Here is a 15,977-nt window from a genome sequence, read left to right on the forward strand (position 1 = left end):
CGCCCGGCTTGTGCGCTCCCCGTGCGCGCGGCGAGAATTCACATTCCGGCAACGTGGGCCCGTACCATCGCCGCATGGCCAAGGCACCCGTTCTCACGCCCCAGGCGGATGATTTCCCGCGCTGGTACCAGGATCTGATCAACAAGGCCGAACTGGCCGACAACGGTCCGGTGCGCGGCACCATGGTCATCCGACCGTACGGGTACGGGCTGTGGGAGCGGATGCAGCAGGAGATGGACGCCCGCATCAAGGAGGCGGGCGCCCAGAACGCGTACTTCCCGCTCTTCATCCCGCAGTCGTATCTGACGAAGGAGGCCGAGCACGTCGAGGGCTTCGCCCCCGAGCTCGCGGTCGTCACGCACGGCGGCGGCAAGGAGTTGGAGGAGCCGGTCGTCGTCCGCCCCACCTCCGAGACGATCATCAACGACTACTTCTCCAAGTGGGTGCAGAGCTACCGCGACCTGCCGCTGCTGATCAACCAGTGGGCGAACGTGGTCCGTTGGGAGATGCGCCCGCGCGTGTTCCTCCGTACGACGGAATTCCTCTGGCAGGAGGGCCACACCGCCCACGCCACGTACGAGGACGCCCGGGACTACGCCGCGTACATCCACGAGAAGGTCTACGCGGACTTCATGGTGAACGTCCTCGGGATCGACGTGGTGCTCGGGCGCAAGACACCCAGCGAGCGCTTCGCGGGTGCCATCAACACCCTCACGCTCGAAGCCATGATGGGCGACGGCAAGGCCCTCCAGATGGGCACCAGTCACGAGCTCGGGCAGAACTTCGCCAAGGCCTTCAACACCCAGTACCTGTCCAAGGACGGCAAGCAGGAGCTTGTCTGGCAGACCTCGTGGGGTTCGTCGACCCGCATGGTGGGTGGCCTGATCATGTCGCACGGCGATGACAATGGGTTGCGGGTGCCGCCGCGGCTCGCCCCTGTACAGGTGGTCGTCCTCGCGATCAAGGGGGACGATGCGGTTCTGGCCAAGGTCCGCGAAATCGGCGATCAACTGAAGGCGGCGGGTGTACGCGTCCAGGTGGACGACCGTACGGACACCCCGTTCGGGCGCCGCGCCGTCGACTGGGAGCTCAAGGGCGTACCCGTTCGCGTCGAGGTCGGCCCCCGTGACCTGGAGAACGGCACCGCGATGCTGGCCCGCCGCATCCCCGGCGGCAAGGAACCGGTGGCGATCGACGCGCTCGTAGGCCTGCTCCCCACGATCCTCGAAGAGGACCAGGCGCTGCTTCTGAAGCAGTCGCGCGAGCGGCGCGAGTCCCGTACGTCGGAGGTGTCGACGATCGAGGAGGCCACCGAGGTGGCCACCGCCGGCGGCTGGGCGCGCATTCCCTGGGCCGACCTCGGCGAAGAGGGCGAGGCCAAGCTGGCCGAGCACTCCGTGACCGTACGGTGTCTGGTCGCCGAGGACGGGTCGGTGCCGGACGCCGACGACGCACCGGGTAACGTCGCCGTCGTGGCGCGCGCTTACTGAGTAGCTCTCAGAGCGACCGAAACGCCTCTTGCGCATCTGATGACCACAGGTGCCCCGGCGCGCGGACATCGTCTACGCGCCGGGGCGTACGTGCCCCTACGTACCGCCTTGGTACGAGCTGTGAGGCTTCTCCGCAGATCAGCGCACCCGCCCTCGTCAGGACGCATCAGCGGCAACTGACGGGTACGTGCAAATTATTTGGGATGCCCCGGAATAGGAACACAGAGGCACCCCGGCTCGTTGTCATTACGTGAGCACGACACCACCTGTTCTCGCCGCAGAGCTGGCAGGGGCGTGGGCCGACATTCAGCGGCACCACCCCGAACTGCCGGATCTTGCCGCGCCAGAGTCCCTGATCGGAGAGTCGTCGTCCGCCTGCGGGCACGAGCTCTCTTTCGAGCGACTGCTTCATGAAGCAGTCCACGGCATCGCCGCCGCCCGCGGAGTCCGCGACACCTCGCGCGCCGGCCGGTATCACAACCGCAGATTCCTCGCGATCGCCGAGGAGCTGGGCCTCGACCATCCCGAGGAGCCGCATCCCAGCAGTGGCTTCTCCCTGGTCACGCTCAACCCCGAGGCGAAGCGGCGCTACCGCCCGACGATCGAGCGCCTGCAGCGCGCGCTCAAGGCGCACACGGCCGCGACCGCCGCCGACACCGCCCGCTCGTTCCGCGGCCCGGCCGCCCGCCACGGCTCCTCCGGAGGAGGGGTCCGCGTCAAGGCGGTGTGCGACTGCGGCCGCAACGTACGGGTCGTCCCGTCGGTACTGGCCCAGGCGCCGATCGTGTGCGGCGGATGCGGAAAGCCTTTCCGGATCCCGGAGGTCGTGGGCGCGGCGGCGAGCTGAGAACGCGGCTGCTCGTGGCAGCCGCGCTCAGTCGCGCTCGGCTGCGGGCAATCGTGCCGCCAGGGGCGGCACGATTGCCCGCAGCCGAACCCCGCAAGCACCGGGGTTGCGCCGACGTCCTGAGCGTGAGGCGGCATCTCGTGGGTGCCGGGTTGCGCACCGGGACGTCGGGCTCCCCCCGCTGCCGGGTGCCGATGAGGCGTGGGCGGACGCACCCCGCTCGGTGAAGGCGCCCCGCCAGCATGTGGCACAATGGCTAGCTGTACTCGACAGCCGCACAGGACCCCTCTCTCCTCCGGCTGACGCGTCCATCGGGCACTCGGGTACCGCAACCCCACGCGGCCATCTCGCCGTGCCCAACCACGTCAAGACCAGGAGACACCACTCCCGTGGCAGTCAAGATCAAGCTGAAGCGTCTGGGCAAGATCCGTTCGCCTCACTACCGCATCGTCGTCGCCGACTCCCGTACCCGCCGTGACGGCAGGGCCATCGAGGAGATCGGTCTGTACCACCCGGTGCAGAACCCCTCGCGCATCGAGGTCGACTCGGACCGTGCGCAGTACTGGCTGGGTGTCGGCGCGCAGCCGACCGAGCCGGTTCTCGCCATCCTGAAGCTGACCGGCGACTGGCAGAAGTTCAAGGGCGAGCCCGCCCCTGCGCCGCTGCTCGTGGCCGAGCCGAAGGCCGCGCGCCCGTCGTTCGAGGCCCTCGGTGGCGACGACGAGGGCAAGGGTGAGGCCATCACCCAGAAGAAGAAGGCTGAGAAGAAGGACGAGGCTCCGGCCACGTCCGAGTCGACCGAGGCCTGAGCATGCTCGAGGAGGCTCTCGAGCACCTCGTGAAGGGCATCGTCGACAACCCCGACGATGTGCAGGTCGCCTCGCGCGACCTGCGCCGCGGACGCGTTCTCGAGGTCCGGGTGCACCCCGACGACCTCGGCAAGGTGATCGGCCGCAACGGCCGCACCGCGCGCGCTCTGCGCACCGTCGTGGGCGCCATCGGCGGCCGCGGTGTCCGCGTCGACCTTGTCGACGTGGATCACGTCCGCTGACGTAACAGGCAGCACCGGCTCGGGCCGGGGAGGGCTTACGAGCCGTCCCCGGCCCGTAGTCGTACCGACAGGAGATCAAGCACAGTGCAGCTGGTAGTCGCTCGCGTCGGCCGCGCCCACGGGATCAAGGGCGAGGTCACCGTGGAGGTGCGTACGGACGAGCCGGAGCTCAGGCTCGGGCCCGGCGCCGTCCTGCTCACCGACCCGGCCTCGGCCGGACCGCTGACCATCGAGACGGGCCGGGTGCACAGCGGTCGTCTGCTGCTGCGCTTCGAGGGCGTACGGGACCGGAACGCCGCCGAGGCGCTGCGCAACACCCTGCTGATCGCCGAGGTCGACCCGGACGAGAAGCCCGAGGACCCGGACGAGTACTACGACCACCAGCTGATGGACCTGGACGTGGTCACCAAGGACGGTGTGGAGGTCGGACGGATCACGGAGATCTCGCATCTGCCTTCGCAGGACCTGTTCGTGGTCGAGCGTGCGGACGGGACCGAGGTCCTGATCCCGTTCGTCGAGGAGATCGTCGTCGAGATCGACCTGGAGGAGCAGCGGGCCGTCATCGACCCGCCGCCCGGCCTGATCGACGACCGGGCCGAGATCGTCTCCTCCCGGGACGAGGACGAGGCGTAATGCGGCTCGACGTCGTCACGATCTTCCCCGAGTATCTGGACCCCCTGAACGTCTCGCTCGTCGGCAAGGCACGCGCGCGTGGACAGCTGAATGTGCACGTGCATGATCTTCGGGAGTGGACGTACGACCGTCACAACACGGTCGACGACACCCCGTACGGCGGCGGCCCCGGCATGGTCATGAAGACCGAGCCCTGGGGCGACGCCCTGGACTCCGTACTGGCGGACGGCTACGAGACGGGCTCCCACGGGCCTGTACTGGTGGTTCCCACGCCCAGCGGGCGCCCCTTCACCCAGGAGCTCGCCGTCGAGCTCTCCGAGCGCCCCTGGCTGGTCTTCACGCCCGCGCGCTACGAGGGCATCGACCGCCGTGTCATCGACGAGTACGCCACCCGGATGCCCGTCTACGAGGTGTCCATCGGCGACTACGTACTCGCCGGCGGCGAGGCGGCAGTCCTGGTCGTCACGGAGGCCGTGGCACGGCTGCTGCCCGGCGTCCTCGGCAACGCCGAGTCCCACAGGGACGACTCCTTCGCCCCCGGTGCCATGGCCAACCTCCTGGAGGGGCCGGTGTACACCAAGCCTCCGGCGTGGCGCGGCCGCGAGATCCCGGAGGTACTGGTCAGCGGCCACCACGGGAAGATCGCCCGCTGGCGCCGCGACGAGGCCCTGCGCCGTACGACGGCGAACCGACCCGACCTCATCGAGCGCTGCGACCCTTCCGTCTTCGACAAGAAGGACCGCGAAATGCTCTCGATCCTGGGCTGGCAGCCGGGTCCCGACGGCCGATTTTGGCGCAGCCCAGAGGCCGTGGAAGAATAGACCGCTGCTGTACGTCGTCCGGCGTGCGCCCCTGCCACAGGGGGACACGACGCCCGCCCCGCCGCGGCAGCACCCTCTTGGAAAACTATCTCCCGTTGATGACCTGTGGCATCAGCGAAGAAAGCAGACGAAATGTCTCACCTGCTCGACTCCGTCGACAGCGCGTCGCTGCGCAGCGACATCCCGGCCTTCCGTCCGGGTGACACCGTCAACGTCCACGTCCGCGTCATCGAGGGCAACCGCTCCCGTGTGCAGCAGTTCAAGGGCGTAGTCATCCGCCGCCAGGGCGCCGGTGTCCGCGAGACCTTCACGGTCCGCAAGGTCTCCTTCTCGGTCGGCGTCGAGCGCACCTTCCCGGTGCACACCCCGATCGTCGAGAAGATCGAGCTCGTCACCCGTGGTGACGTGCGTCGCGCGAAGCTGTACTACCTGCGTGACCTCCGCGGCAAGGCCGCGAAGATCAAGGAGAAGCGCGAGAGCTGAGCTCACATCGGGGTTCAAAGCGGGGCCGGATAACATCTGGCCCCGATGGACACCGAAGCACAGCCTGTGGAGCGCGACCGCTCCTCCCGCCCTTCCGAATCCGAGAACGCCTCGGACACGGAGGGGCCGGAGGGCCGGTCGCGTTTCGCGTTGGTGGACCGGGTCGCGGACTGGCTCCCGGGCGGGCGAATCACCCTGACCGTGCTGGTCTGCCTGGTTTTTCTGCTGCTCGTCAGCAGGTTTGTGATGCAGCCGTTCCAAATTCCCAGCGGCTCCATGGAGTCGGGATTGAGGATCGGGGACCGCGTTCTCGTAAATAAGTTGGCGTACCGTTTCGGTGCTGAGCCGCAGCGGGGCGACGTCGTTGTGTTCGACGGCACTGGGTATTTCGGGAACGCCGACTACATCAAGCGCGTAGTCGGTGTGGGGGGAGACCATGTGGTCTGCTGCGACAAGGAAGGGAGGCTCGAGGTGAACGGCCGGTCGGTCGACGAGTCGACGTTTCTGTATGCCGGGGACAGCCCGTCCGATGTGAGCTTCGACGTCGTCGTCCCCGACGGCACCCTCTTCCTGCTCGGCGACCACCGCAGCGACTCCAGAGACTCCCGTGACCACCTGGGCTCGCCCGGCGGCGGCATGATCCCCGTCTCCGACGTCATCGGCAGAGCCGACTGGATCGCCTGGCCCGCCGACCACTGGACCCGGCTGACGCGTCCCGACGCCTACGCGCGTGTGCCCGCCGCGGACGGTGCCCATGGGTAACCGTGGCAAACCGCGCGGGGTTTCCACCAGCGCCGCGGACAACCTGCTGCCCACTGGCACCCGGCGCGCCTCCGGGGGCGCGGCCCGGCCCAGCCGTGTGGAGCGCCGCAAGCTCGCCCGCAAGATCAAGCGACGCAGGCGGCGCTCGGCGATCAAGGAGATACCCCTCCTGGTCGGCGTCGCGGTGCTGATAGCGCTGGTCCTCAAGACCTTCCTTGTCCAGGCCTTCGTGATCCCGTCGGGCTCCATGGAGAACACGATCCAGATCGGCGACCGCGTTCTGGTCGACAAGCTCACCCCCTGGTTCGGCTCCAAGCCCCAGCGCGGTGACGTCGTGGTCTTCAAGGACCCCGGGGGCTGGCTCACGGCCGAGGAGACCAAGAAGAAGGACGACCCCGTGGTCGTCAAGCAGGTCAAGGAAGGGTTGACCTTCATCGGCCTGCTGCCGTCCGACAACGAGAAGGACCTCATCAAGCGGGTCGTGGGCGTCGGCGGCGACACCGTCAAGTGCTGTGACACCCAAGGCCGGGTGACCGTCAACGGCACGCCGCTGACCGAGCCCTACATCTACGCCGGCGACAAGCCGTCGGACTTCGCCTTCGAGGTGAAGGTGCCCCAGGGCCGCCTGTTCGTGCTGGGCGACCACCGAGGCAACTCCGCCGACTCCCGCTACCACCGCACCGACAAGTTCAGCGGTACCGTCGCCGAGAAGTCGGTCGTCGGCCGGGCCATGCTCATCGGGTGGCCCATCGGTCACTGGACCCGCCTGAAGGAGCCGAACACGTTCGCGACTGTGGCCGACGCGCCTGGCGGGTCGACGTCCGCTCTCGCTCAGTCGCATAGGGTGGCCCCTGCGGATCCAGATGGATTGATCCCCCTCCCGAGCCCTGCGGAACTCCCGCTCGTTATGGGAGTGGTGGGCCTGCGCCGAATTCGACGACGCGGGCGGCGGCACGGAGTGAGGAGTGGATGTGGGGGATGTGGCGGTCGGCGCACGGTCCGGACACGAAGGTCCCGAAGGGCAGCCGGAGCGGCCCGACGATTCGGCTTCCCCGGCCGTAGAGGGCGCATCCGGTTCCGGGAGTGACTCCGAGGACGGCAGCGCTGCGACCGAGCGCGCCGAGCAGGACGCGAAGTCGAAGAAGCAGCGCTCCTTCTGGAAGGAGCTGCCGATCCTGATCGGCATCGCCCTGGTCCTCGCGCTGCTGATCAAGACGTTCCTGGTGCAGGCGTTCTCGATCCCCTCGGACTCGATGCAGAACACCCTCCAGCGAGGCGACCGTGTCCTGGTCGACAAGCTGACCCCGTGGTTCGGCTCCGAGCCGGAGCGCGGCGAGGTCGTCGTCTTCCACGACCCCGACAACTGGCTGAAGGGCGAGCCCACGGCCAACCCGAACGCTCTGCAGACGGTCCTCAGCTGGATCGGCCTGATGCCGTCCGCCGAGGAGAAGGACCTCATCAAGCGGGTCGTCGGCGTCGGCGGCGACACCATCCAGTGCAAGGGCACCGGCCCGCTGACCGTCAACGGCAAGGCGCTGAACGAGCCGTACGTGTACCCGGGCAACACCCCGTGCAGCGTCGACGAAGAGGGCGGCCAGTTCAAGGTCAAGGTGCCCAAGGGCATGATCTGGGTGATGGGTGACCACCGCCAGAACTCGCGCGACTCGCGCTACAACCAGACGGACAAGCACCACGGCATGGTCCCCGTCGGCAAGGTCGTCGGCCGCGCCATCGTGAAGGCCTGGCCCATCAACCGCTGGGGCACCCTCCCGGTCCCGGACACCTTCGGCCAGACCGGCCTGAGCGACCAGGCGGCGGCCGCGGTCACCTCGCCGGCTGCCGTGGCGCTCGTGGGCGCGGTACCGCTGGTGCTGGTGCGACGGAAGCGGAAGTCGTCCAAGTAACGCGCTGAAGCGTCCCCTTGGGGCCGGTCGGCTCGGATTCGTCCGGGCCACCGGCCCCTCGGTCGTATCGGGTGCTCGGCAGCACGTCGAGGCATCGGCCGGCCGGGCGCGTTCCGGAACCCGTAGATGTGATCAGACCATGGGCTGACCGGACACCGTACCCCCGGGTAAGGTGCGGACCCATGGGTGGCGAGAGCACGACACGTACGGCCCCGCGCAGCGGTGGCGCAAGCAAGGCCCAGGCGGGTGGCCGGGTCGGACAGAGGCTGTCCGGACTGGCTGTCGCGCTGGGCCTGGTGCTGTTCCTCGGGGGGTTCGCCTGGGGGGCGGTGGTCTACCGGCCGTACACCGTGCCCACCAGTTCGATGACGCCCACGATCGACGCCGGTGACCGGGTACTGGCGCAGCGCATCGACGGCAGCGAGGTACGCCGCGGTGACGTCGTCGTCTTCCGCGACAAGACCTGGGTCACCAACGCGGCCGTGGTCAAGCGGGTGGTCGCCGTCGGCGGCGACACGGTCGCCTGCTGCACCAACGGCAAGCTGACCGTCAACGGCAAGCAGATCGACGAACCGTATCTGCCCAAGGGCAGTCTGGCCGAGATCACGAAGATCCCGACCGTGAAGGTGCCCGAGGGACGCCTGTTCCTGCTCGGCGACGAACGCCAGGGCTCCCTGGACTCCAGCGCCCACCTCACCGACGCGGCCAGCGGCACGGTGTCGCGCGATGCCGTGACCGCCAGGGTCGACGCCGTCGCCTGGCCCATGAACGGCATGCTGAAGCGGCCGACCGGCTTCGAGACCCTGGGCAGCCTTTCCCAGCCGGGACCGCTGCGCCTGATGGTCGGCGCGGTGATCGCGGGTGCGGTGCTCGTCCTGGGTGGCGCGGCGTACGGTCCGATCGCGAGCCGCGCGGGTCGGCGTAGCCGGGCCCGGACGGAGCTCGCGGGTGCCCGCTGAGGTGTCCTACGACGAACCTCCGCACGACGGCGGAACCGGGACCCCGGACGAGTTCCGAAAGGTCGCCCGTGTGGTGCTGCTCGACCCCGAGGAGCGCATTCTGCTTCTGCACGGGCACGAGCCGGACGATCCCGCCGACGACTGGTGGTTCACGCCCGGCGGTGGCCTGGAGGGCGCCGAGACCCGTGAGCAGGCCGCGCTGCGCGAGCTCGCGGAGGAGACCGGAATCACCGAGGTCGAGCTGGGTCCGGTGCTCTGGCGGCGGATGTGCTCCTTCCCGTTCGCGGGGCGCCGCTGGGACCAGGACGAGTGGTACTACCTGGCCCGTACGACCCAGACGGCCACGGTGGCCGCAGGGCTGACGGACCTGGAACGGCGCAGCGTCGCCGGAGCACGCTGGTGGACGTGCCAGGAACTGACCGAGGCACATGAGACGGTGTATCCGACCAGACTCGCCGAGCTGCTGCGCAGGGTGCTCGACGAGGGTCCCCCGGCCACGCCCGAGGTCCTCGACACGGAAATCGTCTAGGGGCTCGCGGGGCTGGCGCACAATAGGGGGACGCACGGCTGAAGGGGAACATGCCATGAGCGCCGAGGACCTCGAGAAGTACGAGACCGAGATGGAGCTGAAGCTCTATCGGGAGTACCGCGATGTCGTCGGTCTGTTCAAATATGTGATCGAGACCGAACGGCGCTTCTACCTCACCAATGACTACGAGATGCAGGTGCACTCGGTCCAGGGCGAGGTGTTTTTCGAGGTGTCCATGGCGGATGCCTGGGTGTGGGACATGTACCGACCCGCTCGCTTCGTGAAGCAGGTACGCGTACTCACGTTCAAGGACGTGAATATCGAGGAGCTGAACAAGAGCGACCTGGAGCTGCCCGGCGGCTGATGACGCGCGGTGCGACGCGCGGCTGTGACGTGCCGCGGTGACGTGCGGCGACCGCTCGTGTGGGTGACAGGGTTTTCCACAATCATCCGCTCATTCACCAAGATCCAATAGCACGTCGAAGTGGCCTCAATGTTGGCGCCGGAGGTGGTGCCGACATGAACACACCCAAGGCACACAGGGCACTCGGCAAGTACGGCGAGGATCTGGCCGCGCGGCGGCTGACGGAGACCGGGATGACGGTCCTGGCACGCAACTGGCGCTGCGGCAGGACCGGCGAAATCGACATCGTGGCACGCGACGGCGACGCGCTGGTCGTCTGCGAGGTCAAGACCCGCAAGGCGGCCGCCTTCGAGCACCCGATGGCGGCCGTCACGCCTGCCAAGGTCCAGCGCCTGCGCGGCCTGGCCGAGCGCTGGCTCCAGGAACACGGCGGGGCGCCACCCGGCGGCGTCCGCATCGACCTGATCGGCGTGGTCCTCCCCGACCGCGGCGCGCCCGTGGTCGAGCACGCGCGGGGGGTGGCCTGATGGGATTCGCGCGTACGTGTTCGGTGGCGCTCGTTGGCGTCGAGGGCGTCGTGGTCGAGGTCCAGGCCGACCTGGAGCCCGGCGTCGCGGCCTTCACCCTGGTCGGCCTCCCCGACAAGAGTCTGACGGAGAGCAAGGACCGGGTTCGGGCGGCGGTGGTGAATTCCGGCGCGTCCTGGCCCCAGAAGAAGCTCACGGTGGGGCTGAGTCCGGCGTCGGTGCCCAAGGGCGGCAGTGGGTTCGATCTCGCTGTTGCCTGTGCGGTCCTCGGGGCTTCCGAGCGGATCGATCCACGGGTGCTCTCCGACATCGTGATGATCGGGGAGCTCGGACTGGATGGACGCGTGAGGCCGGTGCGGGGTGTGCTGCCGGCGGTGCTGGCCGCGGCGGACGCCGGATACGAGCAGGTGGTGGTGCCGGAGTGCGCGGCGGCCGAGGCCTCGCTGGTGCCGGGGGTCTCGGTGCTCGGGGTGCGCAGTCTGCGCCAGCTGATCGCGGTGCTCACGGACGAGCCGGTGCCCGAGGAGGAGCAGGACGAGCAGGGGCGGCCGGATCCGCTGCTGGCCGGCTTGCGTGTGCCCGGCACGGGGGAGGCGACCGGCCTGTGCGGCATCGCCGCGTCCGAGCACGACCAGGGGCACGACCTCGCCGACGTGGTCGGCCAGATGTCGGCTCGCACCGCGATGGAGGTCGCGGCAGCCGGTGGGCACCATGTGTTTCTGCAAGGGCCACCCGGCGCGGGCAAGACGATGCTCGCCGAGCGGATGCCGTCGCTCATGCCGCGCCTCACCCGGCAGGAATCCCTTGAGGTGACGGCGATCCACTCGGTCGCGGGCCTGCTGCCGCCGGGCAGGCCGATGGTGGACGTCCCGCCGTACTGCGCACCCCACCACTCGGCGACGATGCAGTCCCTCGTCGGCGGCGGCAAGGGGCTCGCCCGGCCGGGCGCGGTGTCGTTGTCGCACCGCGGTGTGCTCTTTCTCGACTTTTCCAACCGCTCTGCGAGTGTCCGTGTCCCTCGTTTGAGTGCTCCTCGCGGCCATGCCGTGCTGATTTACCGACTACTCAAGTTCTCGTCAGTACGTAGGGGAGATTGGGTGGGGAGGCAGGGGTGGCACGCAGTCGAGTTGTCCTCGGAGACCTGCGCGTCCAGGTACTCAAGCGGGCTGGCGGCGGCTGGTCGTACACGATCTTGTGGCCGGACGGTTCGGTGGATGAGGAAGCGGACTCGTATCTGAGGCTGTACGAGGGCTCGGGGACCCAGAAGACGTACGCGTACTGCTTGGTGGATCACTTGCGGTGGCGGATCCGGGAGGGGCTGACCACCGAGACGATCACGCTTCTCGATGTGAAGCGGTACATGGGAGCGGTCGGTGCCCAGGTCCCGATGCCGTTCGGGCAGCCGTGGCGGGTGCCTCCTCAACGTCCGTACGGCGCCTCGGCCCTCCAGGTCGCGGCGGCGTGCTTGAAGGGCTTCTACCTCAACGCGTGCGCCAGCAGCGGAGTGAATGACGAGCTGAGGGCGGCTCTGACAGCTACCCGGCTGCCGACGAAGGCGGATCGGAGCCGGGCGTTCTTGGGGCACGTGAAGAAGTCGATGCCGGCCAACCCGCTGGCTCCGACGAACCCGCCGCGACGCCGGCACCCGAAGATGCTGCCGGACGGGGCCAAGCCGGATCTGCGGGAGGCCGTGAACACGGCCCGCGACGAGATGGTCGTGCGGTGGCTGTCGGACACGAGTTTGCGGATCGGAGGGCTCACGGGACTTCACTTGGCGGACCTGCATCTGCGGGACAACGCGCCTTGCGGCGACTGCAAGAGCCCCCACCTGCACGTCTGTCATCGCTGGGGCAACCCGAACCGGGCGGCGGCGAAGATCAAGCCGGACTGGGAGATTGTTGACGGCGTGGTCACCAAAGGGGAGATTTACCGTGTCAGTCCCGCGATGATCAGCAGCTACTTCAAGTACATGACGACGGAGTACGCGAAGTACGCCACGGGACACGGCATGCTCCTGATCCAGCTGGCCGGGCCGAACATCGGTGAGCCGTGGACCGCGGACGCGGCCCGCGGGATGCTCAGGCGCGCGGGACGCCGCGCCGACCTTCCCGGACGGATCAAGCCCCAGGCATTCCGGCACCAGATCACCAACGATGTCCTGGACATCTCCAAGGACCCGATGGTGGCCAAGGTGGCCGGGAACTGGGCGTCGGCGCAGATGGTCGACGAGGTCTACGGTCACCCGGACCTGCACTCACCCGAGTTCACCGCTGCTCTGCAGGCGGTCTGGGGTGAAGAAGAATGACGACACCGGGCACGCAGACGCTGAGGCTTATCACCGAGCCCGCCACCACGACCCGCACCGCATCGGATCGCCTGGAACTGCTCCACGCACTGATCGACGCTCCGACCTTCGACCCCGTCCTACGTGACGACGTCATCACGCTGCCCCCGGATCATCATGCCTACGGCTGGAGATGCCAGGTTCCGGATTGCCAGCGGAGCGCGAACGACACGATGCGGTTTTGCTTCACGCACGTGCGGGAATGGTCCGCGACGAAGCGCGCCGGCGGCACCATCACTGACTTCTTCAGGGCAGCCCAGCCATTGCAGCCCCGCGGGGGACGCAACCGAAAGTCATGCCTTCTCTGCCCTGACACACCGGCCTGGAGCACCACTGAACTGTGCTACCTCCACTCAGGCCACTACGGCACCTGGCGGCGAGTTCAGGAGAAGAAGGGGAAGCCCGGCGACCTTGACCTCTGGCTGCCCGACCGGGATCCCTACCCCGACTTCGGCCAGTGCCGCGTGCCATCCTGCCCTGACCACGCAGTCCACTGGATCGGACTGTGCTACGGCCACCTGCAGCGCTACAAGAAGGAAGGGCGGCCGGGTGACGCCCGCCTCATCAAGAACTGGGGACGGCGTCCTGCCGGAGGAAAGCGGAACGCGGCGGTCGTGCTCACCTACAGCGACGAGGCGGCCTTCGACCAGTGGTGCGCGAAGAACCACACGCTCCACCGGGCCGACGGCAAGTTATCCCTGCTCGGCCTGCGGCCGTTGGTGCGCGCAGAGATCAAGTGGGGCCTCTTCCGCCATGCCCAAGGTCCTGAAGAGGGCGCCCGTTGGCCGGTCAACGTCCTGCAGCGCCTGCTTGCCGCATGCCTTCGCCAGGACGTCAGCTCACTGGCCGACATCGATCTTGAGCAACTCCCGGACCACTTACAGAAGATCGCTAGAGCGATGCTCGGCCATCTCAGGCTCGTGTATTTCACCCGGCAGGACACCAAAGAGATCGGATACATCGAGACCGACCTCTATGGGGTCCGGTTCAAGAACTGCAGAAGCTACCTCGATCTGTCCAAGATCACGCAGCGTTGGCTCCGCGACCTGCTCTGGGATTGGACGGACCTGAGACTGAGTACCGACCCGCCTCGCAGCCCTGGCAGCTTCAACACCTCCAGACGCGGCTGCACGGAGCTCAGCGCCTATCTCGAAGCCCAGGCCCCGGCCGGCGGTCACGAGCCCAGCCTGCTGACCAAGCAGCACATGGACGACTTCGTCGCCGATCAGCGGCATCGCGCTGCCCATGGTCTGAAGTCGCTGGCCATTCACGACACCCGCTCTGGAGAGCCCAATGCCGTGAGCAAGCTGTCCATGTCGCGCATCTTCACGGGGACACGCCGCATCTTGCGCGCCGGCATGGACTCAGGCGACGCACAGCAGATCGGGCTCGACCACGCCTTCATCGTCGCGCTGCCCTACGGAGGCAGCACCCGGGGAGGCCGCCGCAAGCCCTTCTCCGACGACACGGCCAGAGCCCTGGCCAGCGAGGGAAACCTTCAGCTCCTCGATGACATGGACTCCGAGGACCGCGGGTTGCGCGATATCTGGGAAGCGCTTGTCGTGACCGGCCGACGCTGCAGCGAGGTGATCGAGGTCCGCCTGGAATGCGTCGACCGCCTCAACAAGCTGCCGATGTTCTGGCACGACCAGACCAAGGTCGGCAACTTCGATGAGGGCATCCGTATTTCCGAGCGGCTCTACCAGCGCATCGTGGCACGTCAGAAGACGACCATCAGCCGGTTCGTCCAGCAGCACGGCCGCGAACCCAGCGCGAAGGAACGGCTCAAACTGGCGCTGTTCCCCCGCAAGAGCACCAACCGCTCGGGCACCAAGAGCATGAGTTACGGCTGGTTTCAGACCCTGTTCGGAACCTGGATCAGCACGCTCGACCTCCCCCACTCAGTCGCACATCAGGCTCGCCACACCCTCGCCACGAACCTCCTCAGGAACGGCGCGAACCTGACCCACGTCAAGCGCTACCTGGGACAGGTCTCGGACTCGATGGCCGAGCACTACGTCCACCTCGCCAACACCGACCCGAAACTCGAGGAAGCCCTCCAAGCGGTCTGGGTCGCAGGCCCCGGGGCATCTGAGCCCGGCTTGGCCCTCTCCAGCGGCGAGCCGATGACCCGAGCGCAGGCCGAGGCCCTGGCCATCGACCTCACGCGCAAGTCCACACCTGCGGAGGGCGGCTTCTGCACCTTTCAAATGGTGGTCGACGGCGGCGCCTGCCCATGGAACTTGGACTGCCACAACTGCGACAAGTTCGTGATGTCCGGCGCCGACCTCGTCTACTGGCACCGCAAGCGCGAGCACTGGCGCGTGGTTGCCGAAGGCGCCCCCGAACCCGCCACCAGGGACTACCTCCACGACCTCTTCGAGCCCACCGCCCGCGCGATCGCCGGCCTGGAGAAGGCACTCGAGGCTGTCGGGCTCCTTGAGGAAGCTCTCGCGCTCGACCTGCGCCGACCGCAGGATTACTTCGGCCGTGTCTGGGCCACTGTCTTCCGCGCCAGCGAACTCGCCCGCCACGAGGCCGAGGTCGACATCGAGGACGAGTACGACGTCAGCGAAGCGGACGACGAAGCCAGGGAGACAGCATGACCTCCGGGGCCGGCGCGACTGCGGCGGCTATCGCCGCTCGGCGAGAACAGACTAAGAACAAGCTCGACCAAGTGCAGAAGGCCATCGGCCAGCTTCGGCGCGAGCGCGGCCGACTCACCGTTCGAGCTATCGCGGAGCGGGCGGGCGTGTCGGCCACTTTCCTCTATGAGAACCACGACGCCCGAAACCTCGTACAGCAGGCTGCTGCCAACAGCAAGAGACAGCGGGACCAGGCCGCCACAGAGGCGCACGAACAGATCGAGGCGTCCTGGCGCGAGCGCGCACTGAATGCTGAAGCCGAGCTCACCCGCACGCAGAAGGAAGTCTTCTCCCAGCGCCAACGCATCGGCGAGCTCATGGGTCAACTCCGCGACTTCGACCAGATGGTCCCCGGCGAATCCGTCCAGGCTCTCACCACGGAGAACACCACTCTCAAACGACGGGTTCACCAGCTCACGCAAGAGCATCGCAAGCTCCAAGAGCGCCTTGAAGGCGCCCGGACGAACCTCCGCTTCGTGGACAAACGGATCGCTGACCTCGAGGTTCAACTCCTCGAACGTGATCGCCCCTGAAGGGCAGCCCCACCAGTTAGCTCTGGCCGGCGACCCGTTGACCGATCTGTTCCAGGAACTTTTGGATGGACACTGTGCGCCGGTG

At 67.9% G+C, this 15,977-nt stretch carries 17 protein-coding genes and 1 pseudogene; all 18 read left to right on the forward strand.

Translation table 11 applies throughout. The features are described from left to right. The first annotated feature begins 74 nt into the window (after positions 1-74). The 18 genes and pseudogenes from proS to ACZ4RZ_RS21710 all read left to right on the forward strand — a co-directional run bounded on the left by proS (position 75) and on the right by ACZ4RZ_RS21710 (position 15,892). Positions 75-1,490, forward strand: a complete 1,416-nt coding sequence (gene proS / locus ACZ4RZ_RS21625; RefSeq protein WP_467746721.1) for a proline--tRNA ligase — start codon at positions 75-77, stop codon at positions 1,488-1,490. Between the two features lie 250 nt (positions 1,491-1,740). Beyond that, on the forward strand, positions 1,741-2,337 hold the full coding sequence (locus ACZ4RZ_RS21630) for a hypothetical protein (RefSeq protein WP_054235363.1): 597 nt from the start codon (positions 1,741-1,743) through the stop codon (positions 2,335-2,337). A 389-nt stretch (positions 2,338-2,726) separates the two neighbouring features. Next, positions 2,727-3,146 carry a 30S ribosomal protein S16 gene (gene rpsP / locus ACZ4RZ_RS21635; protein ID WP_467746723.1) on the forward strand — a complete coding sequence of 140 codons (420 nt, stop codon included), beginning with the start codon at positions 2,727-2,729 and terminating at the stop codon, positions 3,144-3,146. 2 nt (positions 3,147-3,148) lie between these two features. Further along, positions 3,149-3,388 carry an RNA-binding protein gene (locus ACZ4RZ_RS21640; RefSeq protein ID WP_005479813.1) on the forward strand — a complete coding sequence of 80 codons (240 nt, stop codon included), beginning with the start codon at positions 3,149-3,151 and terminating at the stop codon, positions 3,386-3,388. 84 nt (positions 3,389-3,472) lie between these two features. After that, positions 3,473-4,021, forward strand: a complete 549-nt coding sequence (rimM, locus tag ACZ4RZ_RS21645) for a ribosome maturation factor RimM (protein ID WP_467746725.1) — start codon at positions 3,473-3,475, stop codon at positions 4,019-4,021. Further along, positions 4,021-4,842 carry a tRNA (guanosine(37)-N1)-methyltransferase TrmD gene (trmD, locus tag ACZ4RZ_RS21650; RefSeq protein WP_467746727.1) on the forward strand — a complete coding sequence of 274 codons (822 nt, stop codon included), beginning with the start codon at positions 4,021-4,023 and terminating at the stop codon, positions 4,840-4,842. The genes rimM and trmD overlap by 1 nt, the downstream gene beginning before the upstream one ends. A 132-nt stretch (positions 4,843-4,974) precedes the next feature. Next, positions 4,975-5,325: a 50S ribosomal protein L19 gene (gene rplS, locus ACZ4RZ_RS21655; protein ID WP_030675924.1), complete on the forward strand. Its 351-nt coding sequence runs from the start codon at positions 4,975-4,977 to the stop codon at positions 5,323-5,325. Positions 5,326-5,370: 45 nt separating this feature from the next. Continuing rightward, positions 5,371-6,087, forward strand: a complete 717-nt coding sequence (lepB, locus tag ACZ4RZ_RS21660; protein ID WP_467746729.1) for a signal peptidase I — start codon at positions 5,371-5,373, stop codon at positions 6,085-6,087. Next, positions 6,080-7,174 (forward strand): signal peptidase I, encoded by a 1,095-nt coding sequence (gene lepB, locus ACZ4RZ_RS21665; RefSeq protein WP_467746730.1) that lies wholly within the window; start codon positions 6,080-6,082, stop codon positions 7,172-7,174. The genes lepB (ACZ4RZ_RS21660) and lepB (ACZ4RZ_RS21665) overlap by 8 nt, the downstream gene beginning before the upstream one ends. Next, positions 7,059-7,991, forward strand: a complete 933-nt coding sequence (gene lepB, locus ACZ4RZ_RS21670) for a signal peptidase I (RefSeq protein WP_467746731.1) — start codon at positions 7,059-7,061, stop codon at positions 7,989-7,991. Before lepB (ACZ4RZ_RS21665) ends, lepB (ACZ4RZ_RS21670) begins: the two co-directional genes overlap by 116 nt. A gap of 182 nt (positions 7,992-8,173) precedes the next feature. Then, complete coding sequence (gene lepB / locus ACZ4RZ_RS21675; protein ID WP_467746733.1) at positions 8,174-8,950, forward strand: signal peptidase I; 777 nt, start codon at positions 8,174-8,176, stop codon at positions 8,948-8,950. 1 nt (position 8,951) lies between these two features. Then, a complete protein-coding gene (locus tag ACZ4RZ_RS21680) occupies positions 8,952-9,479 on the forward strand; it encodes an NUDIX hydrolase (RefSeq protein WP_467746974.1) in 528 nt (175 codons plus the stop codon). A gap of 55 nt (positions 9,480-9,534) precedes the next feature. Continuing rightward, entirely contained in the window at positions 9,535-9,843 is a 309-nt protein-coding gene (locus tag ACZ4RZ_RS21685; protein ID WP_003965949.1) for a DUF2469 domain-containing protein, read from the forward strand. Between the two features lie 155 nt (positions 9,844-9,998). Beyond that, complete coding sequence (locus ACZ4RZ_RS21690; protein ID WP_467746735.1) at positions 9,999-10,370, forward strand: YraN family protein; 372 nt, start codon at positions 9,999-10,001, stop codon at positions 10,368-10,370. Next, positions 10,370-11,422, forward strand: a pseudogene (locus ACZ4RZ_RS21695) (YifB family Mg chelatase-like AAA ATPase); the annotation flags it as partial. The gene ACZ4RZ_RS21690 and the pseudogene ACZ4RZ_RS21695, both read left to right, overlap by 1 nt. A 158-nt stretch (positions 11,423-11,580) precedes the next feature. Beyond that, positions 11,581-12,675 (forward strand): site-specific integrase, encoded by a 1,095-nt coding sequence (locus ACZ4RZ_RS21700; protein WP_467746736.1) that lies wholly within the window; start codon positions 11,581-11,583, stop codon positions 12,673-12,675. Further along, positions 12,672-15,320 (forward strand): tyrosine-type recombinase/integrase, encoded by a 2,649-nt coding sequence (locus ACZ4RZ_RS21705; protein WP_467746738.1) that lies wholly within the window; start codon positions 12,672-12,674, stop codon positions 15,318-15,320. Before ACZ4RZ_RS21700 ends, ACZ4RZ_RS21705 begins: the two co-directional genes overlap by 4 nt. After that, on the forward strand, positions 15,317-15,892 hold the full coding sequence (locus tag ACZ4RZ_RS21710) for a DUF6262 family protein (RefSeq protein WP_467746740.1): 576 nt from the start codon (positions 15,317-15,319) through the stop codon (positions 15,890-15,892). Before ACZ4RZ_RS21705 ends, ACZ4RZ_RS21710 begins: the two co-directional genes overlap by 4 nt. Positions 15,893-15,977 lie beyond the last annotated feature (85 nt).

It is taken from the genome of Streptomyces sp. NPDC027189, assembly GCF_055566975.1.